Here is a 25,897-nt window from a genome sequence, read left to right on the forward strand (position 1 = left end):
TTTCCAAGGTTCCGCAGGCTTTTAGTGGTAAAATGTAAGTATGAAAAACAATTTGACCACTCATATTGTAGACCAAAGCAAGGCAGAATGCCAATGTATATTTCAGATTTTCTGGATATTTGTGATCCCGTTTTAATATTTGACGAATTCATGGAGGGAATTGATTTAAAAAGGTATTTAAAGGATCTGCCCAGGCACGATACAGGCAGGAAAAGATACAATCCCGTCAATATGTTGAAAACGGTACTCTTCGAATTCATGACAAGAGGATATCTGTCACTAAGGCAACTTGAAGACAGCTGCAGGGCAAATATCAGGTTCATGTATCTGATGGACAATGATACGCCATCCTACAGGAGCCATCCGGGATGAACGGTTGGCACGAATCACCGAGCTTTGCGATTTTCTCAGAGAGCAGCCCAGCGAGATTACCGTGTTCGATGAAAGCCTTGTCCGTAGGTTGCTACAGAAAATCACTGTATTTGAAAACCACTTTACGGTGGAATTCAAATCTGGCGTAAGTGTTGATATTGAAGGATAACCCACATAAACAAAGGCTCCTCACCACTGGAATATAACCGGTGATGGGGAGCCTTATTGTTAATCATCATTTGATAAATACCAGCCATGCTCACGATGAATGCTCGGCGCACATGGGATTTCGTCTCCCCAAGCTCTTCTCAACTCTTTATCAAATTTTCCAAGCAGGTTCTGTAAACTGCAAGCAGCTTTGAAATCATCTCCAGATGCGCAATAATCAAGTCTTACTTTTTCTCGTGCTGCATTAAGCTCTGCATCAGTTGCCTTTTCAAACCATCTGCTACTGTAGAGATTTGCTTTTTCGACTTCATCCTTCAGATTGTCCAGTAGTTCCATCATTGCATCTTTGTTTTTCAGACCCAGCACAATGGCAATAAGTGTAGGGATGCTTATTCCAATAAGAATGAGCTGTTTTTTATGTGCTTTTATCCAATCCATAATGCCTTTTTAGTCTTCGGTAACCCCTGGTACATCCTGTTTGTTTTGATTTTCTTTTTCCATTATACATTCCTCCTTCCGTTCTATAACAGTGCTTGTAAATTTTGCGATTTTATAAGGAATCACTTAATCTCTTTGACACAGCAATGATGGTCTCATTTTTGTGACGAGCAATAATTCTATTAAAATAGCAAATTGTATCATTATTTGCAAAACGATGGTCTACAATATTAATTCCATCTGACCCTTTTGCAATAAAAAGCAGGTACTTAGGCGATAGGGGAAATAACATTCCATTTGAATTTTTGTTTTCTACAGCACTTTTGTTTTCAAATGCTGGATTATCTGAAGTGATAAAAGCACCTGTGTCATCATATGTCTCAAACAAAATCATCTGGCACCCATTCAATGCTGCAGTCACAACATTATGATAAAATCCACCAGCCTTTTTGAAGAATATTTTATATAATTCAGAATACCATATTCCCGTCATTAACTCATCTACATAACCTTTTCCTTCTATAATTTCATCTTCAGAAGGGACGCCTTCATCAGTTGCGTGACACATTGATGAAAAGACCGGATATAATAAATTTTCTTTGATTTTTGTATATACCCCCATCGCATCAAATATAGGGTTTCTACACAGCATTATAAAAAATGAGCAAAGCATTTCATTTGCAATTTCAATAGGAATACATCTTTCGCTTTGGCCTATTGCAACTGGAGTCCCATTATGAACTGCATTCACAAAATTGTTATATGTATTTTCCCAGTTCTTTTCTAAGTAATTATCAAAAGCATCTTCAATGATATAACAATTCAATGCCTCTATTTGATTTTTTATAGCTGTTTTTTTTGCAACATTCCCATCATCATAATAGAATTCCCAATCATCAATTTCAAAAAAATGTTTATTTATACTCTTTTTGGTTTTAATTATACTGTATCCAATTTTTCCATATGCTGGTTTAGCAAAGCCTGTTCTCAGTAAATCATAAATCATAGAAACGAATTCATTTTTTACTTTTGAACACGACTTACAAATATAAGAATAGGAAAAATTTATTGTATAAAGATGAGGTTTCCAAAGAACTGAATTTCTGTTAGCACCTTCTCCAATATCAGAGCCATTAAATACATAAACTCCATCAAATTTCTTGTCCGGTTCTTTTGATGTTTCTACTTTGGTTTCCCATGCTTTCATATATACACGAGGAACAAAGTGTTGTCTCTTTGTAGGCATCTTTAAAATCCCTCCTTTTCATAATATCCAATCCACTACTTAAACTCTCTCTGACATCTAAATCACTGCTTCAATATCCGACATCTAAATTGGCACCTAAACTATACACACTTTTCCTTCTAGGGCAGTGTTGCCCTGTTTCTGCAAAGCATTATGTTTAGACCTCGGATTGAATGTTTTCATACTCCCGATAGCAAAAAAGACCTGAAATCATGCCTTTTTTACAGCTATTTACATGGCCTTAGACATCAGAACAACCGTCTCAACATGGCTTGATACCATGATTATGATGTCCGGTTATCGCGGTAGTAGCTGCTTGTTTACGGTAACTTACTCGAGGCAATTTTTCGTTTGCGAAAACATATCTATCTGCACTGCTTGTATCTATATTTATGTTCCTGAAAAAGAGTCTTCGTCGCCACCGTCTCAACTGCCATTTTCATCGTCTCAACTTGAACCATCCGGAAATTCGGGACAGTTGCTCCATCATTCAAATTTCTTGAATGATCCACTAACCATTCTTGTTGAACCACTCCTTTTCAGAACCCCCTCATCCTGTGATTGTCTCATAGCATATCGAACACCACTATATGATAATCCAACTTTGCCCGCCAGCGCTGTTGCCCATGAAGAAGTGTCTTTTCCATAATCATCGGTATATTGCCAAATCTTTTGACTGGCCATATAACTGCAAACCGCAAGTTCAGGAAGCACAACAAAATCTGGTCTGTCAAGTTTCGCTATCAAGTCCTCTATGTAAATCTTGCGCTGGGCAATTCCTTTTATGTCATTATTCAGTTCAAGTGTAAAGATTCGCATGATTCTCACCTGCCATTTACTATCTATAAAACGCCTCTCTTCTGTTTTTTATCTCAATGGGTTCACCAAGGTTTATTTTCACACAGATTGTTCCAATGATAAACGATTTTATCACAATCAAGTGTGATTTGACATTCTATGTGGAAAGGTGAGTGATTCATCCATATCCAGCATTGATACAGTACATCCCTATCGCTGTGATATTCATTGATGAATTCCAATTCCCACTTTCCACAGTTGATATTAGCCATTAATTGTTCAACGCTTAGGGATACTCTGTTTGTGCTTACCAATCGCCGGAAAATACGGTGCTCTTTGAAAATGTAAATGTCTGACACATCAAAATGAACAATCTGTACTTCTGATTTATCTGTTCTTACTGTATTTTTCAAAGGATTTCGTTCATCGTCGGAAGAAATCCAAAATCCGTCGTCAAAGATAAAAAGCAAATCACTCTTACGAATAGCCATAGCTGTAGCTCTGCAGTCATGTAACGATATCAAATCATTCTTATTTTCGTCTGAATTTCTCCACATTGTATCCCACCATCCGATTTCTCTTCTGTTCAGCTCCCCAGCAAACTGGGATTGATCAATCCAAAGCTACAAGGTCAGACTGTTCATAACCGTTATGCCCTTGCAATTGTTTTTTATATTTCCAACACTTAATTGCATCCTCTAAAGTTTTCCCTCGGTTGTCCGCAAAAAAAGCTCGGATATAGGTGTTATACTCAAATTGTTTATCAATTTGTGTCTTTCCTTTTTTCTTCTCTTCAAGGATTTGATCATAAGCTGCGATAGCTTCCTTATAAGTTTTTCCGGCATTGTTTTTCAACCATTTTTGAAAAGCCACATTAAATGAAAAGCTGCTTCCGATATGTTCTTTAAAAAATGCCCGATGCTTTTCCGAACAAATAAAATCAACTTCGATTATCGTATCTTCGCTAATATCGGATACTGTCATTACTTTTCGCTTTGCTTTTGAAGGTGCTTGAATTTCGCCGGTATCAAGAAAACAAGCAATTCTATCTGTTATTTGCAGCTTTCCACCAGAAACAGGCAGACCGTTTTTCCTGCAAAAGTCTACTAATTCTTCTTTCAAATAATAGAAATCACGAAATGTTTTGCTATCTAAATTTTTATCTAAAACAGGTCTTTCAGTCATCATGTTCCCCTTTTCAAATTCTAAGTTAACAAGTATATATTACGTATCAGCACTGAAACATGTACTATTTCTTGGGATATCTTAAATATCCTGTTTTCTTTTTTGATCCAGCATCTTTATACTTTCCAAATAATCCTTTTCCACACTGCTCAGCGTCTTTGCCTTATACTTTTTATACTCGGTCTGAGCCTTTTACATGGCCTGCAAATAACTGACCGTACCCTTTCCGGTGAGAAGATTTTCTCCTGTGGAAGTCAAAATCCCATCCAGATAACTCTTTGCAATCTTTGCTTCTCGCAGTGTCGGTTGTTTCCTTGAAAATGACATCAATCCCATGAAGTCTTTTTCCGCATCCGCACGATGATAAATTACCTCTTGATATGTTTATTCATCAGAAGCAGTATAGGCAAATTTTGCCCACACTGAATTTTTCTCCAATTCGCCTTCTTTGAATATATTTCTCACATGTTTTCCGATAACGCTTTTGTCCCTCTGAAATAATTCAGCCATCTGATCAATAGACAGCCACACTGTTTCATCATACATATTGACATCTATTTTGGTCAAACCATCTTCAGTCAGATAAATCAGCATTTTTCCATAATTGTCCACTGCGGTATCCCCCTAATTTTATCGTTTTACAGCAGCAATAAGCATTTGTATCATTCGGATTGATTTTTTGCCTGTTCTTCCAGCTCCAGCAAAAACTTATCATAATCAGACATGAATAATCGGTCTTGCACAATACGATACTTTTCGAACTCAGTTTCTGCATGAAGTTTTGCCTGCTCTGCACTGATCTTACCAGCGTCTGTCAGTATCTCGTTACCGTTAAATTCAAGAAAGCCGTCCAGCCGTTTTGCCCAGTCTTCCATGCTCATGGGAATCTGTCGTTCAGCCTGTAACTCCGCATAATCAAGGTACAAGTTTACAATTCTTTCCATATAGGACATTTCCTTATCACTCAAATAGTTCTTCGCAATTGACACATCTGTCTTGACAATTTTCCCATCTGGAGCAGCCTCCCAAGTAGTCAACCCCATATGTTTTTTCTCTGTATCGGCACGCTCCACAATCAACTCTGCTGCTGTGTGCCTGTGAACCGCCCAGTGCATTTTGTTCTGCACTGTCTGGAAAAACTGCCTAGTTGTCTTCGCATCCTTATCGTAATCAAAGGCTGTGGCATAGAGGTCTGTGATTTTTTGATAAAATTTACGCTCAGAAAGACGAATTTCACGGATATTCTGCAGCTGACGCTCAAAATATTCATCTGTGAACATATGCCCCTTTTTCAGCCGTTCCTTGTCCATCGTCCATCCCTGAATGGTGTAATCTTTGACGATTTGCCCTGACCACTTACGGAAACGGACAGCACGGTCATTATTGACCTTGAAGCCGACTGCAATAATCATCTGGAGATTATAATGCTTTGTACTATACTGTTTTCCATCGGCAGCAGTTATAAAGTATTTCTTTACAACTGCCTCTTCTATCAGTTCGTCATCATCAAATATCTTCTTAATATGCTGCCCGACGTTCTGCACTGACACATCATAAAGTTGCGCCATCATCTTTTGTGTCAGCCATATATTTTCATCTTCGTAGCGCATTTCCATACTGTCAGAACGATCTCCAACTGCCGCAACATAGGTCAAATATTCAGCCGCAGAGCTGTGTATCGTTATTTCCTCTTTTTTCTTTTTGGGCATGGCTGTCCTCCAATTCATCATCTTTTCTTTTCATAAATAATCTTGTCAACTGAAAAATCACTTGAACACCTTGTCCAACTCCTCAATCATTAATTCCGGCTGAAATATCGAAGTCTCACAATGTGCTTTTCCCGCGAAACATTTTATAACTGTATCCGGGTAGTTTTTCAGCATGAATTTTGCAGACTTCTTTGCCAACATTTCATTTGCGGCTGTTCCATGATAGAAATATATTTTCGTATTTGGTGTATCTATATTACTTGATAATTTGAAAACTGCAACGCTATTAATACAGTTTGAAATAGTAGTATCCGTCATATTGTCGAGCACCTGCAAAAAGTCAGCAAGATGTTCTTTGAAAATGATGTTATTGACCGCTTGCTTCAGCGTTTTCTTATCTCTTTTCTGCATTTTATGAGTGATATTCAGATAGAAACTAGTCATCATCTTTCTGACGACAGTGGGAAAAGATATAAGGGGCGTCCCATCAAAAAGTACATTTTCAATACTTAGTCTTTGATTCTGCCACAATGTCGCTGCTAGTACACCGCCCATAGACATACCGTAGATAGCATATACCTTTTCATCATAATGAGAAATATAGTAATCTTCAAGTACTCTAGCTTCCTCGGAAAACGAAATAAAATCTTCCTTGCAGTTTGGATTGTGCCCGGACATGATTGGAACGATGATGTGAAAGTCCTTTTTATAGTGTTCAATATACGGATTCCATATTTGATAAGGAGATTGAAACCCATGTATCAGGATGATTTTTCTGTTACATGGATCTCCGAATTCTAATATTTCCATTCAGTTACACCTCCTTATATTCTAACTTTATGAACAAGTATATTTTTCTTTCTGCCGCTTCATAAATGTTTCCAATCCATACTGACGAACAAACTCGCCTTTGATGCAGTCTTTGATCTTGCATTTACGGCAATGCTATCGTTCTGACATATATTTTTGTATTTCATCTGGAGTCAGTTTCCGTATCTGCGTATTTTCATATTCTCTGTATTCTCGAGTAATGAAAACAGGGACCATACTTTCACACGTTTTTCCTTTATTCTTTTTCAGATATAACTGCAATTCCTCGTTGTCCGCAAAGATTTTATACGATAGTCTGCCATTGTCACCTTTTATCTCGTAAATACCACATGGCTTTTTCATACTGTAATCAGCAGCACGCAAATACAATTTTGCAATTGCTAGTGACTTAAAAGGGAAATTCCACCGCTGCAATCCTCTCCTAGGATCATGTTCAATACAAATACACCTCCCACAGGTTCCGCATATGTACTGAGTATGATTTTCCAAGCAATCCATCGGATTCAACAATGGAGTTATTCTATTTTTATCAGCATAACATTCTATACACATATTTTCCTGGCACTCGCTGCGTTCCCTGTCATGAATGGAAATAATACCGCAGCATTTTGAACAGGCATATTTTTCTTTCTGCTGTTCCATAAACGCTTCTAACCCGTATTGACGAACAAACTCACTATTTTCATAAGGCTTGCCTGATATCTCTTGTTATAGCTTTTTTCAAGATTCTTTATCAGCTTACACGAATAGTCAGAACACTCGAAGCAATAGGACAGACCGTTGTCTCTAATGCAGTCTTTGATCTCGCATTTGCGGCAGATTATCCCTTCGCTATTTAACTCTCCGATAAACTGGAATTTTATTATATCTTCAAATTTCCATATACATGAATGAAATGCACAATTTCAAATATGATACTTGTTCCAAGTAATACCCAATTTTCTCTCCATAGACCGATACCAGCATAATATAACGGTGGTAATGCAACAAGGAAGAACATTATTACTCCAAATGACTGATGTCCGTTAAAATATAATCCCCAGCCAAAGAAATTAAGTAATAAAGAAATTATCATAATATAGAACCCGATTTTAGTAATCCCTTTTCCTATGCTTACCAAATCTCTGTTTTCTTGAACGAGGAAAATCATTATTGCTATGCACAAAGATCCCAGTATCTTTTCCGCAATATCTAAAATTGCCGATGATTCCTGCATATTCATAACTGGATTGCTTTCGAGCTTAAACAAAGGCATTGCCATATAAGGAACCTCCTGCAATGCAAAGAGGAGAAGTCCAAATATCCAAAATCCGAAATATTGATTTCCGCCGATTTTTATCCATTTAATCATTTTACTTTTATCCTCACAAATTCTAATTTCACGCTCTAACAACTTTTCGCAAAACTGGAAGTTGTAGAGTTTTTACCCTATGTTTCACTTGTACTTCCAATTTCAAGTAAATTCCCCTCTGGATCAGCTACATAAAAGTTGCGAATACCGAAAGGATATGTGATGGGTGCTCCTGTGGGAAGCTGCACACCCAACTTTAGCAGACTCTCATACTCCAAATCTACCTCGGCAAAATTGGATAGCCAAAGGGCGATTTCAAATGTCTGATTGATACCCTTTGGAAGTACATAATCTTCTCCTATCGCCTTTACAAATTCTTCCCTGCTATACATAAACAAGGACAATTCGCCACTTGCAGTTTCAAATTCTGCAAAAGGTCCGCCATTCCATTGAGTTTGAAAACCTAGTGTATCCCTATAAAATCGAACCATGTTTTCCATATCACCGACCAGCAGGCTTACACCTACACGTACATCTTTTCCATTCATTATCAAATCCTCCTCTACAAAATGCGATTTGTGAAAATCGCATTCCGACTATAAGGATTTTATTTTCCCGTTTAGTACCCTCACTTCTTCTTGCCTTTTTGTTCCAGCATCTTTAAACTTTCCAGATAATCCTTTTTACACTGCTCAGTGTTTTAGCCTTATACTTTTTATACTCGGTCTGAGCTTTCTCCATAACCTGCAAATGACTGACCATACCATTTCTCGTGAGAAGGTTTTCTTCGGTGGACGTCAAAATCCTGTCCAGATGCTTTGCCCAATCTTCCATTGTCATAGGAATTTCCGCCTCCGCCCAGTTCCTTTAGGCGGTCATCGTCCATCGCAAAACTTTTTTTGATATATTCTTTTAAGACATTCGTTGCCCAGATACGAAACCGTACACCACGCTGTGATTTCACACGGTATCCTACAGAGATTACGACATCAAGATTATATAATAGTCTATCGCTTATTCAACCTGTCTGCCGCCCTCTTTTTGAACTGTTGCAAATTTTGCAACAGTTGACTCTCGAGTCAGTTCGCCTTCTTCAAAAATTTTACTTGTCTTGAAATTGTGGATTTAGCTCCTGTAAATAATTCCGACATTTGATCAAGAGACAACCGCACCGTTTCATCCTGCATGCTAACATCTATTTTTGTCAAACCTTCTTCGGTCTGATAGATCAGCATTTCTCCATGATGATCCACTGTAACGTCCTCTTGATCTTCCCACCTCACAGCGGTCCCTTATCCCCTCAAAATTTTCACTCACTGAATCAGCATCGCATCCCCATAGCTGAAAAAACGATACTTCTCATCCACAGCCGTCTGATAGGCTTCCAGGATTTTTTCTCTATCGTAAAGAGCAGAGATCAGCATCAGAAGTGTGGACTTGGGCAGATGGAAGTTGGTGATCAGGGCATCCACCACTTTGTATTCATATCCCGGATAGATGAAGATTCCGGTGCTCCCCTCTCCTGCCCGAATCAGATTCTTACCAGAAGCTTCGTCGTGATAGGCCGCACTCTCCAAAGTCCTGGTGGACGTTGTCCCCACGGAGATGATTCTGTCCCCCGCAAGAATCGTCTCGTTGATGGTCTTTGCTGTTTCCTCATCGACAAAATATTCTTCAAAGTGCATATGATGGTCTTCCACGTTTTCGCATTTGACCGGACGGAACGTGCCGATTCCAACATGGAGCGTCACATAAGCCAGGCGCACGCCCTTGTCCTTGGCCTTCTGCAGCAGTTCTTCCGTAAAGTGGAGCCCCGCCGTCGGCGCTGCCACAGAACCTTCCTCTTTGCAGTAAACCGTCTGATACATATCCTTATCTTCTAAGGTGCTTTCCCGTTCGATATATGGCGGCAGAGGCATTTTGCCCAGTTCCTCCAGACGTTCCATGAAGATACCGTCGTAGTGGAACTCCGCAATCCTGGTGCCGTCCGGGCCGTAATCTAAGATCTCTGCCCGGAAATTGTCGCTGAAAGCAACGGAGTCCCCCGGTTTCAGACGTTTGCCCGGTTTGACCATGGTCTCCCATCGGTCCCCCTCCATTCTCTTAATCAGCAGAAACTCTACCTTTGCCCCGGTGCCTTCCTTCTCTCCGAAGAGCCTTGCCGGCAGTACCTTGGAATTGTTCAATACCAGGCAATCTCCTGGATTCAAATAGTCGATCACGTCGTAAAAGTGCTTATGTTCAATTGTCCCGTCCTGCCTGTCCAGAACCATCATGCGGCAGACGTCCCGCCTTTCCGATGGTTTCTGCGCAATCAGTTCCTTGGGCAGTTCGTAATCAAATTCATCGATCTTCATTCTATATGCTCCATTCTAATATCAAAATAGTTTTTCCTGGACAGCGTCTTCCTCTGGCTCAGCTTCGTCTTCTGTCCCAGGGAAGTCAAGTCCCATGTGCCTATAGCCGAGCTGGGACACCATCCTTCCCTTCTGGGTGCGGTACAAAAGCCCGGACTGAATCAAGTAAGGCTCGTAAGCATCCTCGATGGTGACCCGTTCTTCCCCAATCGATGCCGCAATCGTGTCGATTCCCACAGGACCGCCATTGAAGCGTTCAATAATCGTGGTCAAAATCTCCCGGTCGAGCCGTTCCAAACCCAGCTCATCTACGCCCAGCGCGGCCAGCCCCTTTTTCGTGATTTCTGCGTCTATAACACCGCTTCCGCGAACCTGTGAAAAGTCTCTGATCCGCTTCAGCAGCCTGTTGGCTACACGAGGCGTTCCGCGAGAACATTTTGCCATCTCATAAAGGGAGTCCGCGTCCGTCTCTATGTTGAGGAGTCCTGCAGACCGTCTGATGATTTCGGCCAGTTCCTCGTTGTCGTACAGTTCAAATTTGCTGATGACGCCAAAACGATCGCGCAGCGGTGCCGACAGGCTGCCCGCCCTGGTGGTCGCTCCGATCAAAGTGAATTTGGCGATGTCCAGTCGAATCGATCTGGCCGAAGGTCCTTTGCCGATGATGATGTCCAGGGCAAAATCCTCCATAGCGGAATAGAGCACCTCTTCTACAGAACGGTTCAGCCTGTGAATCTCGTCGATAAAGAGCACGTCATTCTCGTTGAGGTTGGTCAAAATCGCTGCCAAGTCCCCTGCTCTCTCGATTGCCGGACCGGAGGTGATTTTGATATCGACCCCCAGCTCGTTGGCGATGATACCCGCCAGGGTAGTCTTGCCCAGCCCCGGCGGTCCGTAAAAGAGCACATGGTCAAGGGGCTCTCCTCGCAGCTTCGCCGCCTCGATAAAGATCTTCAAATTCTCTTTGGCCGTCTTCTGTCCGATAAAATCCTCCAAATGCTGCGGTCTCAGTGTCGTCTCCTGTTTCTCCTCCATAGGCGCAGCGCTGGACTGTGTAATTCTCTCTTCACTCATAGTCTATCCCCTAAAATAAGTTTTTCAGTGCGTTTTTGATGTATTCTTCACAGGTCAGGTCTTCTTTCTTGACTTTTCCCACTGCGTCGGCAGCCTCGTTCTTGGTGTATCCTAAAGCGATGAGGGCTGCAACGGCTTCGCTTCGTTCGTCGCTGGCAGGGACGAATACATCGCTTTCGGCCAAGATGTCGTCATCAAAACTTCCCACCTTGTCTTTCAGCTCCAATATGACCCTCTCAGCAGTTTTTTTACCCACGCCGTTAGCGGCGGAAATTGCTTTCGCATCTCCCATGGCGATGGCCCGCTTCAGTTCCGATGGCGGCAGGGCACTCATGATGGACATACCTGCCTTGGCGCCGATACCGTTGACCGTGATCAGCAGTTCAAAAAGTTCCAGGTTCTCTTTGTCGGAAAATCCGTAGAGGCTGACGTCGTCCTCCCGCACGATCATGGAGGTGTACACCTTGACCTCTTCGCCTTCCAGATTCTTGTAAAGACTGGAATTGGCAGGGATGTTCACTTCGAAACCCATCCCTGACGCTGTCTCTATGATGACGGAACCGGAAAGTCCCGGATGAAAAATACCTTTGATAAATCTAATCATATGTTTCCTCTTAATCTTTACTTGACTTTCAATAACTTCCTTACTCGATTGCCCGCGGAATGGCCGTGACAGATGGCTGCCGCCACTGCATCCGCCGTATCGTCCGGCTTTGGCACTTCGCTCAGGTTGAGGACGGCTTTGACCATGGCCTGCACCTGCTTCTTGTCCGCCCGTCCGTAGCCCACCAGTGCCTGCTTGATCTGCAGGGGCGTGTATTCGCTGATCTCAAGTCCGCCGTTGACACACGCTAAAACAGCAACGCCTCTGGCTTGTCCGACCATGATGGCCGTCTTGGCATTGTTGTTAAAGAATAGCTCTTCTATGGCAGCCTCTTCTGGCTGATACTGTTCTATGATGGCCGTGAGCTGTGTATATAAATGCTGCAGTCTCACCGGCATCTCCATCTTGGCATCGGTGGTCACAGCGCCGTAGTCAACTACAGAAAAATGGTTCCCCTTCATGTCCAAAATACCCCATCCTAAAATGGCGTATCCCGGGTCAATTCCTAATATACGCATTCTGATCCTTTCTAACTGTAATGAAATTAAGTTATAGTATACCACAAGAACGTGTGTTTGTCCACAAAAGGCAGTATCCCAGAATTAATTTGGAATTATTTTACATACAATTATACATCATATGCAGAGGTAATGACAATTGTTAAAAAATAGCATAAAAAACAGCTATACGTCTGAATACTAGGCTTTTTGTATCCGCCATATAATATTTATTCTTTCTTTTTGATGTATACCATGGTATAATCATACATGAATTTAGGATTTGATTATACGGTTAAAGGAGAACATCATGCGCTATTCAAGACAAAACAAGATATTGGAACTTATAGCAAACAATGAGATAGAAACACAGGATAAACTGGCCGCTATGCTGAAGGCCGAAGGATTCGAAGTGACCCAGGCGACCATTTCCAGAGATATCAAGGAACTGCAGCTGATCAAGGTATTATCTTCTACTGGCAAATACAAATATGCCGTCAGCGCCAGGCAGGATGCCCCGATTTCTGACAGGTTCGTCAAGATTTTCAGAGAGACGATCACGTCCTTTGCATCCGCCCAAAATTTAATTGTAATCAAGACATTATCTGGCTGCGGCCCGGCTGCAGGCGAGGCGGTAGACTGCATCGGACTGCCCCATGTGGTAGGCTCTGTGGCAGGAGACAATACGCTGCTCCTCATCATCGACAAAGAGGAACACGTAGAAGAAATTATGGCTATCTTTAACGACATGTTAATCATGAGGTCAAAAGGACAATGATCAATCATATCAGTATTAACAATTTTGCTATTATTGAGAATACAGAAATCGATTTTGAAGATGGACTGAATATCATTACTGGTGAAACCGGCAGCGGAAAGTCCATCGTCATCGAAGCCATTAGCCTTGCTCTGGGGAGCAGGGCTGATTCTGCTTTTGTCCGTCACGGCGCAAGCAAAGCGGTAGTGCAGCTGGCAGGCGAGCTGAACGGAGAAGATATCGTCATCACTAGAGAGGTCTCTGCCGCCGGCAAGAATCTCTGCAGGCTTAACGGCCAACTGGTCACCTTGGGTGAACTGTCAGAGACTTGTCACAAGCTGGCCGACATCCATGGTCAGTACGACAACCAATCCCTTCTCAATGCGGAAAATCACATCCGCCTGGTGGACAGCTATCACGGGGATCAGATCAAACCTCTTCGCAGCGCCTTTGACGATGCTTACCAGAAGTATCACGAAGTAAAGTCAAAACTCAACAAGCTGCTGAACATGGAAGCTGATAATCTGAAAAAGATGGACTTCTACCGTTTTGAGAAAAGCGAGATCGACAAGGCGGACTTGACGCCCGGTGAAGACGAGGAACTGGCGGAGCGGATTTCCCTGCTGCAGAACAGCGAGAAGATCTTTGCCGGTATTGAAACGGCCTACGGCCTGCTCAACGAAGGTGAAGCCAGCGCCATGTCAGCATTAGGCGGCAGTTTGCGCGCATTACAGGGAATTGCCGAGTATTCCAAAGAGGTCTCCGCACTATCGGAAGAATTTGCCGATATGTATTATCGCATGGAAGACATCTCTTCTGCCCTGCGTGATATCAGGGAAAAGATCACCTTCACGCCAGAGGAGCTGGATCAGGCTATTTCCAGACTTGATCTCATCGAAAATCTGAAAAAGAAATATGGCAGCAATGTAGAAGAGATTTTGGCTTATCGGGACCGCATCAGTGAAGAACTGAATCAGATAGAGAACTTTGACGAGGTAAAAGCTTCTCTCGAAAAGGAAACATCTGCATGTTATGACAGTCTGAAGAAGCAGGCTGACCTGCTGACTGCCGCACGGCAAAGGAGTGCAGCTCAGTTGGAAAAGTCCATCGAGAAGGAACTCCACGACCTCAACTTTGGAGAAGCAAAGCTCGCCATAGATTTCCAAAAACCTGACGTGATCGGTCCTGACGGAAACGATCTTGTGGAGATTTTGATCACTACCAATAAGGGCGAACCCCTCAAACCTCTTGTCAAAATCGCCTCCGGCGGTGAAATTTCAAGAATCATGCTTGCCATCAAAAATATCACCGGCACTTACGATAATATACCGACCATGATCTTTGACGAGATCGACGCCGGAATCAGCGGTATCACCGCCAGTATCGTCGGACGCAAGCTCAGGGAGATTTCAAAGAACCACCAGATCATCTGCATCACCCATCTGCCCCAGATTGCAGCCAACGGTGACGCCAATTACCGCATTCACAAGGAATCCGATGAAAACAGCACCTACACCCATGTGGACAGGCTGCCGGAGGAGGAAGTGGTCGATGAGATTGCAAGGCTCCTGGGCGGCGAAAACATCACCGAGACGACCAGAGCCAGCGCGCGGGAACTCATTGCCTCCGCCCTGAAAAAGGGAGCCGCAAAGTAAACATAAGCTTTATCAAAAAATTCTCATACTCTTTCCCAGGAAAGAGTATGAGAATTTTAGATTTATGCTAACTCGTTTCTGGCTTCACCCTGAAAAAGTTGATCCAGAACAAAATTCCTGCCAATGCCAGTGCGCAGCCAAGTCCTGTGTAGAAAAAGCCGATAAACAATCCCGGCGCCAGGCCTGATGAACGAAGCCAGATACCCCCGCCCATCATGAAACACATGATGCAGTAAGACTTCAAGTCAAAAAAATGCCAGAGTGGCCGCTTCTCCTGTTCATAACCGAGGATTCGTCTGGAATGTTTGACGGACATCCTGTAAAACATCATGCCAAAGATGCAGAATACCGCCATGGACAGCAAAATATGGATCCAAGTAATTTGATACTGCATATAAGATAAAATGCCAAGCCTGGCTACATTGATGCCTGCTGCCAGCCAGACACATCCCGCAATACACAGCAGGGTTTTCTTTTTGACGTGAAATAAAGGGTATTTATCCATGATTCCTCCTAATTCTTTGCTAATCTCTTTAATGACAAGATGAACAGAATCAGTCCGGCTCCGGTAAAAATATGGCCGATTCCTGCAATCCCTGATATCGCTGCGTCTGCCCCTGAAGTAAGTGTCAGCCCCAGCACCTGCGTAATTCCCCGAACCGTCAGCATCACCGCCGTCAAGGGCAAGCCTACATTATACACTTTGAGAAATATACGGAACAGCTTCTGTTCCTTCAGATCCGTGTGAGATGCAAACAGCGCTGCGATCAAAAAAAGCACCATACCCAGCAGAAACAAATGTGTATGTACCTTTCCCAAAGCGGTAACGCCCGTGTATCCATTCCACTTGGTAAATTCTCTGTAAAAAACGCCTCCCGCCATGGCTGCGATGGCATAAACCAACGATAGATTCAAACATTTCTTCATCTTGTTACTTCCTTTCCGCCAACATGAACATGGTTCATATTGAACCCTTTGAAAGCCCGCCTGCTGGCGGGCATTTACTTCAGTATATGCTTCGGCGAATCATTTCGGTTAACACAGAACAGTCCTTCTGTTCTGCGAGAGCGGATAATAAACTCCTCTGTACAAAGTCAGCGAAATCAGACCTTGTGAAAGTGTCAGAAAATGCATCTCGCCGGACATTCTTATCGTCTTCCAGAACCTGAAGCAATCCTGCCCTCATATGAGAAAAATACTGTTCCATCATTCTCTTTGCTCGGCTTATGCCATTGCTGGCAAAGCTGATGGAATGGGCTGTAAAGAAATTAGGATATTGCTCAGTCCCTTTTTTTACACTTTTATAAATCCAATTCACATAGTCAGGAAAAGGCATGTCCGTCCTGCACTTGCCCTCTGTATGAAAAATATCCCGCCACACGCTTTCGATCGTCGACGTAACCAGTTCTTCTTTAGAGGAGAAATAATTATATAGCGACCCCAGAGCCACATCGCACCGTCTTGCGACTGCGCGCATGTTGATTGCCTGGATACCTTCCTCTGATACCATTTGTCTGCAGGTCTGCAGAATGGCCTCCTCTGAAGTTACTACCTTGTTAATGGAAACCACCTCCAATATGAACATCGTTCATTATAACACTTGAAAATATATCTGTCAATGGTGGCTGCCGCAGTTTCATTAGTACCCAAGGTCAGCACTATTTCTGACAGCTTGGACAATATGTACTGCTGCGTCCAGCCACCATCACACGACAGAGAGGTTCACCGCAGGCAGGACAAGGTTGCCCTTTTTTGCCATAAACCTGAAAGAAAGGTGTGCTACGGTATCCCTGTCCCTTCTCTTTCAGATATTCTTCAGGTGATATGCGATTTTGCTCAATGGCCCGCAGCAGCACCTGCGGTATCAATTCAGACAATCGCTGGCACTCTTTGGCTGACAGACTCGAAGCCGGTCTTTGGGGATGAATTTTTGATGCGAACAAAATCTCGTCACTATAGATATTGCCGATGCCTGTGACGATATGTTGGTCGAGCAGGCAGTCTTTAATCGCCCGGCTCTTGTTGCTCAAGGCATCTTGCAGATAGCTTCCGTTAAATTCTGCTGCGAAGGGCTCTGGTCCCAGCTTCTTGACACCAGAAAAAGAATCCTCTTCATCCTTTCCCAATAGCCACATGCGCCCAAAGCGGCGCATGTCGACAAAGCGCAGTTCCCTATCTCCTTCAAGCTTTAGAACTATATGAGTATGTTTCTCCAGGGGAAAATCTGGCGGTGCTACATACAGGCTGCCTGTCATACGCAAATGGATGACAATATAGTCTCCACTTTCCAGGTTCATGAGCAGAAATTTCCCTTTTCTGTCTATCCCTTGCACCCTCTGTCCTCTCAGCGCATCGCAAAAAGCATCAGCTCCCGGATGTGCAATTACCTGTGTGTGCAGTGCGATTCCCTCTAAAATATGCCGCCCCACAATTTGCGGCGCAAGCAGACGCTTTACGGTTTCTACTTCTGGCAATTCCGGCATGATCCTGTCCTCCTGTCTTTTTAATGAATGTAGCAGATTCTCACCAAAAAATCAAGAGGGATCGGCCTAATTTCGATTTACCAATTATTGAATCGGCTTGCTTTCACCCAGCTCCCTATATAGCTGTGGCAGGAAGCTTGCCAGATGAGAAAACTCTTCTACGTTGTGCAGTGCCAACCCCATCGGCACGAATTCAGGCACCTTGGCGCCTTCTGGCAGAACACAGACCGGCTGGCCTTTGATGATGCGGTATCCCAGCCAGAATCTGGTCCGCGATTCGATGCCGTCTTCTGTCTCTCTGTAATAATGCATCATGATGGCAGGCGTTTTCCCTGTCGGTCGGGCGCGGTTTTCCGTCAGCCCATACCCGCCTATGATGTAGGCATGCTGCGCTGCCAGAGCTTCTTTAGAAAACCCTAGTTCTTCTGTTGGACGGAAGTGAATCACCACGTCCTCCATTCCGCCGCCGATATCCTCCATGACAAAATGGACAACATCTGCAATCTTGTTTTCCACCGGAATATCTGGATTTAAAATTTTTTCACGGTCCTGATCTGAGACGGCTACAGACTGATGGCAGTATGGGTTCCAGATCCGATATCTTGCCTGTTCCAAGGGATGCCATGCAAACCACCATTTAATCATATCTAAAGTAACACTGGGAAATTTATTGTTGACAGCCAGATAGCCAGCGCCGTTTTCCATGATGCAGTAGCCTGTTTCCCCTTCCATATATCCCGGCTCCAGCAGCTTTGCCGCCTCCTGCGGATAGATGGCAAGGCCAGCGTCCATCGGTCCTTTTAACAGCTTTGCCATCTGCTCCGGGTTTGGCTTTGCCATTTGCCCTGTATAGTATTTAGCATAAGCCTTCTTGTTCTCTATTTCATTCAAAGGCATTGCCGTTTTTTCTTTCATTTCCATTATTCTGCCTCCTTATTTGGATATCTGTCTATCGGAAGTTTCATAGGCGCTACGACAAAGTCTGTGCCTTCCCCTGTCGGCGTCGCCGTGTACCATGTCAGCTCTTTACTGTGATCCGGATAGTCCTCTCTGAGGAACCACCCTCTGGATTCTTTTCTGTGAAGAGAGGTCGTAAAGAACAACTTCGCACAGAGCAGCATAGACTGAATTTCATTACAGCCAAAGAGGTCGTGGGCGGATTCTGCCTTCAGCGTCTCAAGTTCTGCCTGCAGCTTTTCGATTTCCGTCAAAGCGGCCTGCAGGCGTTCTTCTTTTCTATATAAACTGTTTTCCAGCGGCTGCATCACTCTATGAATCTTTGGCAAAAATTCCATCACTTTGACACTGCCGCCCTGCTTCATCGGCTTCATAAATCTTTCGTCGATTTTTGCCACGTCGCCTTCGTCAAAGGTGCATACCGGCGCATTCTTCACGTAGTCCGAAACGCTTCTGCCAGCGATACAGCCGGAATTCTGTGCAAATGCCAGTCCGCTTCCTCTGACTCTTCCCGGCGGCGGAGGCACTGCTCCCGCTGCGGCGCTGCCGCCGTAACAGATATCACCTGCCGCAAAGAGTCCATCGAGGGTCGTTTTCATATCCTTATCCACCATCAGGCCGGAAAACTCTCCAATCAGTCCCGGTACGATTTCGTCACTGGTCTGCTGGGAATAAGCGTTGAAGAAGAGGCTGCCCCAGAAAGTGTCTGCAAAAGGTCTGTGGAAATAATCATCGCAAGCCAAGGTGGTCATCAAATATGGCATCAGCGGATTTTCCTGCTGTCTGTAGTGCATAGGGCCGTTGCCCGCTACCGTCTGCTTATACCACTCCGCCAGAGAGTTCTGATCCACGTCCGGGTGCTCCCCTTGCGTATGTGCGAGTCCTACATTTTCACCTTTGTCGTTATAAAGGGCAAACTCTACGCCCATGCTGGATTCAAAATTCTGTAAGCTGATCCAGTTGTAGAAGGAACCGAATTCACAGTTTCGAAACTTTGCACCTGCTCTGAAAGCTGCCGCGAGCCCCTCTCCCCTTCCTGGAGACCACATCGGCATGATGCGGTAATTCTGAGAGCCCGTAGCAAGGACGACTGCTTTTGCCTGGAAAACCGTTTGACTGCCGTCATCAATATTGTATGCGACTGCGCCACTGATTTTCCCCTCTGCAAGCAGCAGATCCACGACACCGGTTCTATCGACAAACCTGATGCCAGCCTTCTGCGCGTACTTCCTCACATTGACCATGAAATCAAGGTCGATGGCAACCAATGTCCATGGGAAATGATCCGGCTCATCAAAAATGAACTGCCCGTTCTCGTCCTTTCCCTGCACCTGGGCCAGCCATTTCAACGTTTTAAAAGAACCGTCTTCTTTTTTGTCGATTTTCCCTCCTGACCATTTATCAAGCAATTCTACACCCCGATTGAGGTTTTCCGCATACTGCAGCTGCGCTTCCTGATCGTTGAGATAATCACCTATGTATTTGGTATGATAAGCCACATAGTCCTCTGGTTTCGCATCTCCCAGCATGGTCATAATGCCGGCGCCTCTGTTCGCCTTACCCGCATATCCCGCGGTATATTTTTCTACAACCGTAACTTCTGTCTCAGGATCTGCTTCTTTTGCCGTAATCGCTGCCGCCATTCCTGCCAAACTGCCGCCGATTACCAAAATATCTGTGTTGATTCTTTCAGCCATTGGTTTTTTCCTCCCTGTTCATTCTGCAGATATATTCCCTTGGGAACAGATAACTGTCGTAATCCGGTTCTACCTTGATCGCCCGTTTCGGACAGTTCAATTCACAGAACATACACTGCACACATTCTTCCGGATATTTGATGATAGGCCTCTTTGCAGCTTCATCCCATTTGATGACGTCGATAAAACACGCTTTGAAGCAAATCTTACAGCCGATGCATTGTTCTTTATTCACGATAATGGTATTCATAGACTTCCTCCTTTTTTTGTTTTTTACATTCCCTGTCTTCATTATATTGCTTCGAAGAATCCGCTTCATTTACAAAACATACAATTTTCAGAAAAATTCAGCTCTTTCTATTGTAACATTCTACAATATAGTGTACAGTAAACCTGGAGGTGAACCGATGAAAATAACGATGGATTTGATTTTTACCAGGCTGTTCATGGAGCAACCCCAGATGCGCTTTGATATATCCGCTTTAGATAAAGAAAAAGGCCTGACTGGCGTCAGACTGCTGCCAGTTGAGAAAATACATTTAAAATACGACTGTCTATACGTCTGTGATAATACCCACCCCATTATAGGCGATGGAATTCCCGAAGAACTCTATATTGTCTGTATTGATCCAAGTACAAAATCCACGATACAAAACAGCCGTCATATCTTTCTATGCAGTGAGATTGAAGTCGCACTCTTTTTAAACATCCTACAAGAGATTTATGTCTCATTCAAAGATTGGCATTCCCGATTAGAACGAATGGTCATAGAAAATGCCTCGGTACAGGAGATGCTGTCCGCATCGGAAGCGATGATTCAGGCTCCCATGCTGATTTACGACCCCAGCCTGAAAATCATCGGCGCAACAGAAAGCATTGAAATTAAGGACAAGATTTTCAATGAGGTTATCAGGCAGGGATATCTGCCCAATGAATACATCAAATTTTTTGAACAGGAAAAAGTATTTCTCAATTTAAATCGTCAAGGCGCTGCAGAATCTGCGCCTAAAGACTTGCGCCAACACAGGGATTACATCAGAATCATACAGACAAAGTCAGAAGTCTTGGGACACGGTGTGCTTTTGCTGCTAGATTCTGCCAACAGAAACTATCAGATCTATCTGTTTCAAGCGCTCTGTGACCTCATCCTGGACAATCTGAACCTGCATAACGCGCAAAATGCCGTATACGACTACCTTCTAACTGATATCTTAAATGGCGCGCTCAGAGATGAGACGGCCATCGCTGACAGAATCAAATATGTGGGCTTGTCCCTGCATGCTGACTATGTGCTGATGATGCTGAGATTTGAGGATAGTAACTCCGTTCCTGTGCGCTTCATCATCAACTCATTGGCAATGCTCCTTCCTTCGGCGAAAGTTTTTTCCTACGAAGGCGATATTCTCGCGCTGCTTCAACTTCACGACCTGTCTAAGGAAAAATATAGAGACCAGATAGACGGATTCTGGTCGATCATCAGAGAGGAATTGACGCAAAGACGTCTGCGCTGCAGCGTAAGTAAAAGTTTTGACCGCATTACAAAAATTACGACTGCATACCAGCAGTGCCAGGCAGCCTACGAACTAGAAACGGATCAGAAGGCGCAGCTGATACTATATGAAGATTACTGGCTTTCACATCTTTTTGAAACCTGTAGCAAGATAATCCCTTTAGAAAACTTCTGTAATCCTGTAATCAAACAGATCGCCGCAAAAAATCAGACGGGAGCGGCTTCTCCTCTGGAAATTCTGACGGCATACCTGGAGAGTGGCAGACAGTTAACCAGAGCGGCAGAAATTCTCCATATGCACAGAAACAACGTGCTCTATCACATCACCAGATTGGAAAAAGAATATAACTTGGAAATGGACGACAGCGACAAACGGCTGCATTTGCAGATTTCGCTAAAGATCTGGCAATATCTCAATGACTGCAAATAAAAAGAAGGTATCCTTGCGATACCTTCTTTTCTGTATTCCCGTTATTTGATTACAGCTTCATCTCCAAATCCCAGTTCTCTAAATTTGTATGTAAGAGCTCATGCGCTCTATGGGAGTTCGGTTTCTCCAAAAACTCGTCATACGTCATCTGTACTGCCGTGTTTTCGTGGGAGAATCTGAGCCCGGAGAATTTATCCAGACCGTAGAGGATTTCCCCCCTCGGAGAGGCATATTCACAGCCGTCATGTACCGGCTGACCGCCTCCGCCCACGCATCCGCCAGGACATGCCATAATTTCAACAAAGTCGTACTGGACTTCTCCTTTTTTGATTGCTTCCATCAGTCTTCTGGTATTGCCAAGACCACTAGCCACAGCCACCCTGACCTGGAGACCTTTGATTTCAAAAGTAGCCTCTTTCCAGCCCTTCATACCGCGCACACTTTTAAAGCTGTCTGGTTCCGGATTCTCGCCTGTAATTAAGAAGTAGGCGCTTCTCAGCGCAGCCTCCATTACACCGCCTGTCGCGCCGAAAATGACTCCTGCACCTGAACCTTCACCGAAGATCGGATCGAAGGATTCTTCTTTCAAATCGTCCGGCTGAATATTGTCCGCTCTGATCAAACGGTCCAGTTCTCTGGTCGTAAGTACCAGATCCACGTCTTTTCCGTGACCAGCATCGTCAACCTGATCAACATTGTGCTCGTATTTCTTTGACAAGCAAGGCATGATGGAAACAGAGAAAATCTTATCTGCATCGATGCCTAATTTCTGTGCGATAAAGGTCTTTGCCATTGCCCCGAACATCTGCTGCGGCGATTTTGCCGTCGACAGATTCTTCACATAATCTGGGTATTGTGTCTTGACAAATCTGACCCAGCCGGGACAGCAGGAAGTAAACATGGGCCAGCTATAGTCCTCTTTATGGGTAAATCGCTCGATAAACTCGCTGCCTTCTTCCATGATAGTCAGGTCTGCCGTATATGTAGTATCAAAGATATAATCGAAACCGATTCTGCGCAGAGCGCTTACCAGCTTGCCAGTGGTCGCCTCAGTCTTCGATATATCGATGCCTTCAGCCCACGCTGTTCTGATAGCGGGTGCAATTTGTACCATTGTTATCTTATCGGGATCTGCCAGAGCATCTCTGAGAAGACCGATATCGTCTCGTTCCCTAAGAGCGCCAACCGGGCAGTGCGTGATACACTGGCCGCAAAGAGCACAGTCAGCATTGGTAATCTTTTTATTATTGCCCACGCCGACAGAGGCCCGATAGCCGGAACCTGTGATATCCCAGATATTCAATCCTTGAATCTTATCGCAGATTTGAACACATCGCAGACATTTTACACATTTTGATGCCTCTCTGATAATAGGAAGGTCAAAATCCCAACGATTTACTTCATGAATATTCTTATATGGCTGTTCAATAATACCCAGGTCATTGGAAATTCTCTGCAAGGTGCAGTTTCCACTCTTGACACACTGCACACACTTACAGTCGTGATCTGACAGGATCAGTTCCACGTTGATGCGCCGCACTTCTCTGACCCTCGGACTGTTGGTGAGAATCTCCACCCCTTCTTCGACTTCTGTATTACATGCAGTGACCAGTTTTTCCATGCCTACTTTCTCTACAAGACATACCCTGCATGCCGCAATTTCATTGATATCCTTTAAATAACAAAGGTGTGGGATTTTGATGCCTACCTTCTCTGCCGCCTCTAAAATTGTAGTTCCGGCAGGAACGGATATCTTCTGCCCATCTATCTTTAAATTTACCATTTTTGCTCTCTGCCTCCTCTGAATGATCCATAGCCGCAAGTATCACATCTGAGACATCTTGCACACTCTGTCGATGATTCTTCTCTCGTCATTGGAAGTTCAACTTCACCAAAGTCCCCGCCACGTTCAGACGCATATCGCTCTTTCAGTTCAATTCTGCCTCTGGCCTTCTTATCCTGAATGAGAGGTGTTGGAATTTCTATATCCACCTCGATCTGATGATTATAGCCCAGATAAGTATCGATGTTAGCAGCCGCCACCTTGCCGGCTGCGATTGCGTTAATTACGGTAGAAGGACCGGTTACACAGTCTCCTCCTGCATAAATGCCCTGTACCTTGTCTACCACGTTAGACTTCTCCGTTTTGATGTTGCCTCTGAATACTGGAATACCATAGTTTTCAAAGAATTCCAGATCTGTAGCTTGGCCAATTGCAGAAATAACGATATCACAGAGAATTTTCTCTCTCGGCTGATCTGCATCCACCGGCCTTGGTCTGCCGGATTTATCTGCCTCTCCAGCAATCTGCGGCTGTACGTAGAGGCCTTTGACCTTCCCGTTTTTGTCCACGATGATTTCTGAAGGAGCCTTCAGCTGGAACAACTGACAGCCTTCCGCAATCGCTCCGTTTATCTCATCTGGCAAAGCGGTCATGTCATCTCTTCTTCTTCTGTATACGATACAGACTTCTGATGCGCCCAGCCGCTTTGCTGTTCTGGCTACATCCATCGCCACATTGCCGCCTCCGATGACTGCAACAGATCTGCCGTTGAAGTTCGGCATTGCATCGTCGCCGATCCCCCGAAGCATCTCTACGGCAGGAATAACACCCTTGGCATATTCGCCTGGGATGCCGATATCTTTGTGATTGTGGGAACCGATGGAAATATAGATTGCATCGTGATTCTCCTTGATCTTGTGAATCGTTTCTTCCGACTGCACATCATAGTCTGTCTTGAATTCCACGCCCGCAGCAGCAATGGCGTCGATATCCCACTGCAATCTTTCTCTCGGCAGTCTGTAGCTAGGAATACCGTATCTCAGCATGCCTCCTAGCTGAGTCCTCTTCTCATATACAGTGACCTGATGTCCCATGATGGATAGGAAATAGGCGGCTGACAATCCCGATGGACCGCCGCCAATCACTGCGATCCTTTTCCCGGTGTCATCCATTTTCTTTGGTACAGGAACGATTTCTGCGCAATTATCTACTGCATATCGCTTGATGCCTCTGATATTCAGCGGTGCGTCTATGATATTTCTTCTGCACTTTTCTTCACATGGATGTTCGCAGATCAAAGCACATACCGTCGGGAATGGATTATCCTTTCGAATCAGTCTGATAGCGTCATCATATCTGCCAGCATGGACAAGTGATATGTATCCCGGTACATCCACGCCGGCAGGACAGGCGCCTACACATGGAACAGACTGTCTCTGATTGATTACATTATCCGCACAGCAATGATTCAGAATATGAGATTCATAGTCCTCGCGGAATCCAGAAAGCCCTTTCAAAACCATGGTTGCCGCCTCTACACCGATGGCGCAGTCAGAAGACACCTGAATCGCTTTAGCTGTTTTTTCTAACTTCTTTAAGATTTTTAAATCAGTATTAGTGTCCATGGACAGGATTTCTTCAATCATGATTTGAAGCTGTCCTAAACCTACTCTGCAGGGAACACATTTACCACAACTCTGTGCATGGCACATTCTGAGAAAAGCTGATGCCATATCCACAGGACATTGACCTGCGGGACTGGAAATAATTCTTCTCTCCAGGTCTCTATAGAGACCCTCAACTGCCATCTGCGCACTGTCTTTCGACTTCATGTACAGTCTTTCCATTCTTTAATAAACCTCCAATCACAGCGGCACGTCGCCGCTCATAAAAACTATTTTTTCAGTATAGCATAATTCACCAAAATTTTGCACTTTTTGACAAAAATACAATGTATACTTTTAGTCCATCATACCATGACAAAACTTCCAAAAAAATGAACGCTTCCTTGTCAGCAATCTTGATTAAGATTGTGCGTTTATTATACCATGACGA

33 protein-coding genes and 1 pseudogene are annotated in these 25,897 nt (G+C 44.0%); 5 read left to right on the forward strand and 29 right to left on the reverse strand.

Annotated features, from left to right (window positions below; translation table 11 throughout):
* Nucleotides 1-93: 93 nt before the first annotated feature.
* Both BN6539_RS19775 and BN6539_RS22035 read left to right on the forward strand, forming a co-directional pair.
* Entirely contained in the window at nucleotides 94-372 is a 279-nt protein-coding gene (locus tag BN6539_RS19775; RefSeq protein WP_067542293.1) for a transposase, read from the forward strand.
* Between the two features lie 4 nt (nucleotides 373-376).
* Nucleotides 377-541 carry an integrase gene (locus tag BN6539_RS22035; protein WP_074038144.1) on the forward strand — a complete coding sequence of 55 codons (165 nt, stop codon included), beginning with the start codon at nucleotides 377-379 and terminating at the stop codon, nucleotides 539-541.
* Nucleotides 542-600: 59 nt separating this feature from the next.
* Here the strand turns inward: BN6539_RS22035 and BN6539_RS19780 are convergent, their stop codons facing one another.
* From BN6539_RS19780 to ruvC, 20 genes and pseudogenes are all read right to left on the reverse strand, one after another.
* Entirely contained in the window at nucleotides 601-978 is a 378-nt protein-coding gene (locus tag BN6539_RS19780; RefSeq protein ID WP_067542296.1) for a hypothetical protein, read from the reverse strand.
* Nucleotides 979-1,090: 112 nt separating this feature from the next.
* Nucleotides 1,091-2,224, reverse strand: coding sequence for a DUF4238 domain-containing protein (locus BN6539_RS19785; RefSeq protein WP_067542299.1), 1,134 nt, complete (start codon nucleotides 2,222-2,224; stop codon nucleotides 1,091-1,093).
* Nucleotides 2,225-2,710: 486 nt separating this feature from the next.
* A complete protein-coding gene (locus tag BN6539_RS19790; protein WP_067542302.1) occupies nucleotides 2,711-3,043 on the reverse strand; it encodes a carbon-nitrogen hydrolase family protein in 333 nt (110 codons plus the stop codon).
* Between the two features lie 62 nt (nucleotides 3,044-3,105).
* Nucleotides 3,106-3,513, reverse strand: coding sequence for a hypothetical protein (locus BN6539_RS19795; RefSeq protein WP_207645116.1), 408 nt, complete (start codon nucleotides 3,511-3,513; stop codon nucleotides 3,106-3,108).
* Between the two features lie 121 nt (nucleotides 3,514-3,634).
* Complete coding sequence (locus tag BN6539_RS19800; RefSeq protein ID WP_330385113.1) at nucleotides 3,635-4,210, reverse strand: DUF6434 domain-containing protein; 576 nt, start codon at nucleotides 4,208-4,210, stop codon at nucleotides 3,635-3,637.
* Between the two features lie 189 nt (nucleotides 4,211-4,399).
* Entirely contained in the window at nucleotides 4,400-4,543 is a 144-nt protein-coding gene (locus tag BN6539_RS23260; protein ID WP_330385114.1) for a hypothetical protein, read from the reverse strand.
* A gap of 48 nt (nucleotides 4,544-4,591) precedes the next feature.
* On the reverse strand, nucleotides 4,592-4,819 hold the full coding sequence (locus BN6539_RS23265) for a hypothetical protein (protein WP_330385115.1): 228 nt from the start codon (nucleotides 4,817-4,819) through the stop codon (nucleotides 4,592-4,594).
* A gap of 50 nt (nucleotides 4,820-4,869) precedes the next feature.
* Entirely contained in the window at nucleotides 4,870-5,916 is a 1,047-nt protein-coding gene (locus BN6539_RS19810; protein WP_067542311.1) for a virulence RhuM family protein, read from the reverse strand.
* A 57-nt stretch (nucleotides 5,917-5,973) separates the two neighbouring features.
* Entirely contained in the window at nucleotides 5,974-6,726 is a 753-nt protein-coding gene (locus BN6539_RS19815) for an alpha/beta fold hydrolase (protein ID WP_067542314.1), read from the reverse strand.
* A gap of 135 nt (nucleotides 6,727-6,861) precedes the next feature.
* Nucleotides 6,862-7,389: a hypothetical protein gene (locus BN6539_RS19820; protein ID WP_330385116.1), complete on the reverse strand. Its 528-nt coding sequence runs from the start codon at nucleotides 7,387-7,389 to the stop codon at nucleotides 6,862-6,864.
* A gap of 8 nt (nucleotides 7,390-7,397) precedes the next feature.
* On the reverse strand, nucleotides 7,398-7,631 hold the full coding sequence (locus tag BN6539_RS23350; protein ID WP_334292982.1) for a DUF3795 domain-containing protein: 234 nt from the start codon (nucleotides 7,629-7,631) through the stop codon (nucleotides 7,398-7,400).
* A complete protein-coding gene (locus BN6539_RS19825) occupies nucleotides 7,610-8,098 on the reverse strand; it encodes a hypothetical protein (protein WP_067542317.1) in 489 nt (162 codons plus the stop codon). The genes BN6539_RS23350 and BN6539_RS19825 overlap by 22 nt, the downstream gene beginning before the upstream one ends.
* 77 nt (nucleotides 8,099-8,175) lie before the next feature.
* Nucleotides 8,176-8,586: a VOC family protein gene (locus BN6539_RS19830; RefSeq protein ID WP_067542320.1), complete on the reverse strand. Its 411-nt coding sequence runs from the start codon at nucleotides 8,584-8,586 to the stop codon at nucleotides 8,176-8,178.
* A 112-nt stretch (nucleotides 8,587-8,698) separates the two neighbouring features.
* Nucleotides 8,699-8,878 carry a RhuM family protein gene (rhuM, locus tag BN6539_RS23355; protein WP_369907407.1) on the reverse strand — a complete coding sequence of 60 codons (180 nt, stop codon included), beginning with the start codon at nucleotides 8,876-8,878 and terminating at the stop codon, nucleotides 8,699-8,701.
* A gap of 10 nt (nucleotides 8,879-8,888) precedes the next feature.
* Nucleotides 8,889-9,056: pseudogene (rhuM, locus tag BN6539_RS23580) on the reverse strand (RhuM family protein); the annotation flags it as partial.
* Between the two features lie 61 nt (nucleotides 9,057-9,117).
* A complete protein-coding gene (locus BN6539_RS23055; RefSeq protein ID WP_242869438.1) occupies nucleotides 9,118-9,291 on the reverse strand; it encodes a hypothetical protein in 174 nt (57 codons plus the stop codon).
* 60 nt (nucleotides 9,292-9,351) lie between these two features.
* On the reverse strand, nucleotides 9,352-10,395 hold the full coding sequence (queA, locus tag BN6539_RS19840) for a tRNA preQ1(34) S-adenosylmethionine ribosyltransferase-isomerase QueA (protein WP_067542323.1): 1,044 nt from the start codon (nucleotides 10,393-10,395) through the stop codon (nucleotides 9,352-9,354).
* A 21-nt stretch (nucleotides 10,396-10,416) separates the two neighbouring features.
* Nucleotides 10,417-11,469 carry a Holliday junction branch migration DNA helicase RuvB gene (gene ruvB, locus BN6539_RS19845; RefSeq protein ID WP_067542326.1) on the reverse strand — a complete coding sequence of 351 codons (1,053 nt, stop codon included), beginning with the start codon at nucleotides 11,467-11,469 and terminating at the stop codon, nucleotides 10,417-10,419.
* Nucleotides 11,470-11,479: 10 nt separating this feature from the next.
* Complete coding sequence (ruvA, locus tag BN6539_RS19850; RefSeq protein WP_067542329.1) at nucleotides 11,480-12,073, reverse strand: Holliday junction branch migration protein RuvA; 594 nt, start codon at nucleotides 12,071-12,073, stop codon at nucleotides 11,480-11,482.
* Nucleotides 12,074-12,090: 17 nt separating this feature from the next.
* On the reverse strand, nucleotides 12,091-12,591 hold the full coding sequence (gene ruvC / locus BN6539_RS19855) for a crossover junction endodeoxyribonuclease RuvC (RefSeq protein ID WP_067542331.1): 501 nt from the start codon (nucleotides 12,589-12,591) through the stop codon (nucleotides 12,091-12,093).
* A 289-nt stretch (nucleotides 12,592-12,880) separates the two neighbouring features.
* On the opposite strand from ruvC, the gene BN6539_RS19860 reads away from it, so the two are divergent.
* Nucleotides 12,881-13,348 (forward strand): arginine repressor, encoded by a 468-nt coding sequence (locus BN6539_RS19860; RefSeq protein WP_067542334.1) that lies wholly within the window; start codon nucleotides 12,881-12,883, stop codon nucleotides 13,346-13,348.
* Complete coding sequence (gene recN / locus BN6539_RS19865; protein WP_067542337.1) at nucleotides 13,345-14,982, forward strand: DNA repair protein RecN; 1,638 nt, start codon at nucleotides 13,345-13,347, stop codon at nucleotides 14,980-14,982. Before BN6539_RS19860 ends, recN begins: the two co-directional genes overlap by 4 nt.
* 67 nt (nucleotides 14,983-15,049) lie before the next feature.
* On the opposite strand, the gene BN6539_RS19870 is transcribed toward recN, so the two are convergent.
* From BN6539_RS19870 to BN6539_RS19900, 7 genes are all read right to left on the reverse strand, one after another.
* Complete coding sequence (locus tag BN6539_RS19870; RefSeq protein ID WP_067542340.1) at nucleotides 15,050-15,487, reverse strand: hypothetical protein; 438 nt, start codon at nucleotides 15,485-15,487, stop codon at nucleotides 15,050-15,052.
* Between the two features lie 8 nt (nucleotides 15,488-15,495).
* A complete protein-coding gene (locus tag BN6539_RS19875; protein WP_067542348.1) occupies nucleotides 15,496-15,909 on the reverse strand; it encodes a DUF2871 domain-containing protein in 414 nt (137 codons plus the stop codon).
* A gap of 79 nt (nucleotides 15,910-15,988) precedes the next feature.
* Nucleotides 15,989-16,567 (reverse strand): TetR/AcrR family transcriptional regulator, encoded by a 579-nt coding sequence (locus BN6539_RS19880; RefSeq protein WP_067542351.1) that lies wholly within the window; start codon nucleotides 16,565-16,567, stop codon nucleotides 15,989-15,991.
* A 73-nt stretch (nucleotides 16,568-16,640) separates the two neighbouring features.
* Entirely contained in the window at nucleotides 16,641-17,465 is an 825-nt protein-coding gene (gene mutM / locus BN6539_RS19885) for a bifunctional DNA-formamidopyrimidine glycosylase/DNA-(apurinic or apyrimidinic site) lyase (protein WP_067542354.1), read from the reverse strand.
* A gap of 84 nt (nucleotides 17,466-17,549) precedes the next feature.
* Nucleotides 17,550-18,386 carry a DAPG hydrolase family protein gene (locus BN6539_RS19890; RefSeq protein ID WP_242869439.1) on the reverse strand — a complete coding sequence of 279 codons (837 nt, stop codon included), beginning with the start codon at nucleotides 18,384-18,386 and terminating at the stop codon, nucleotides 17,550-17,552.
* On the reverse strand, nucleotides 18,386-20,119 hold the full coding sequence (locus BN6539_RS19895) for an FAD-dependent oxidoreductase (RefSeq protein WP_067542357.1): 1,734 nt from the start codon (nucleotides 20,117-20,119) through the stop codon (nucleotides 18,386-18,388). Before BN6539_RS19895 ends, BN6539_RS19890 begins: the two co-directional genes overlap by 1 nt.
* Nucleotides 20,112-20,369 carry a 4Fe-4S dicluster domain-containing protein gene (locus tag BN6539_RS19900; RefSeq protein WP_067542359.1) on the reverse strand — a complete coding sequence of 86 codons (258 nt, stop codon included), beginning with the start codon at nucleotides 20,367-20,369 and terminating at the stop codon, nucleotides 20,112-20,114. Before BN6539_RS19900 ends, BN6539_RS19895 begins: the two co-directional genes overlap by 8 nt.
* Before the next feature lie 157 nt (nucleotides 20,370-20,526).
* On the opposite strand from BN6539_RS19900, the gene BN6539_RS19905 reads away from it, so the two are divergent.
* On the forward strand, nucleotides 20,527-22,059 hold the full coding sequence (locus tag BN6539_RS19905) for a PucR family transcriptional regulator (protein WP_067542360.1): 1,533 nt from the start codon (nucleotides 20,527-20,529) through the stop codon (nucleotides 22,057-22,059).
* A gap of 49 nt (nucleotides 22,060-22,108) precedes the next feature.
* Here the strand turns inward: BN6539_RS19905 and BN6539_RS19910 are convergent, their stop codons facing one another.
* Nucleotides 22,109-23,842: a [FeFe] hydrogenase, group A gene (locus tag BN6539_RS19910; RefSeq protein ID WP_067542361.1), complete on the reverse strand. Its 1,734-nt coding sequence runs from the start codon at nucleotides 23,840-23,842 to the stop codon at nucleotides 22,109-22,111.
* Nucleotides 23,836-25,689 carry an NAD(P)-binding protein gene (locus tag BN6539_RS19915; RefSeq protein WP_067542362.1) on the reverse strand — a complete coding sequence of 618 codons (1,854 nt, stop codon included), beginning with the start codon at nucleotides 25,687-25,689 and terminating at the stop codon, nucleotides 23,836-23,838. The genes BN6539_RS19910 and BN6539_RS19915 overlap by 7 nt, the downstream gene beginning before the upstream one ends.
* Between the last annotated feature and the right edge of the window lie 208 nt (nucleotides 25,690-25,897).

The sequence above is a fragment of the Emergencia timonensis genome (assembly GCF_900086585.1).
In the GTDB taxonomy this organism is placed as follows: domain Bacteria; phylum Bacillota; class Clostridia; order Peptostreptococcales; family Anaerovoracaceae; genus Senimuribacter; species Senimuribacter timonensis.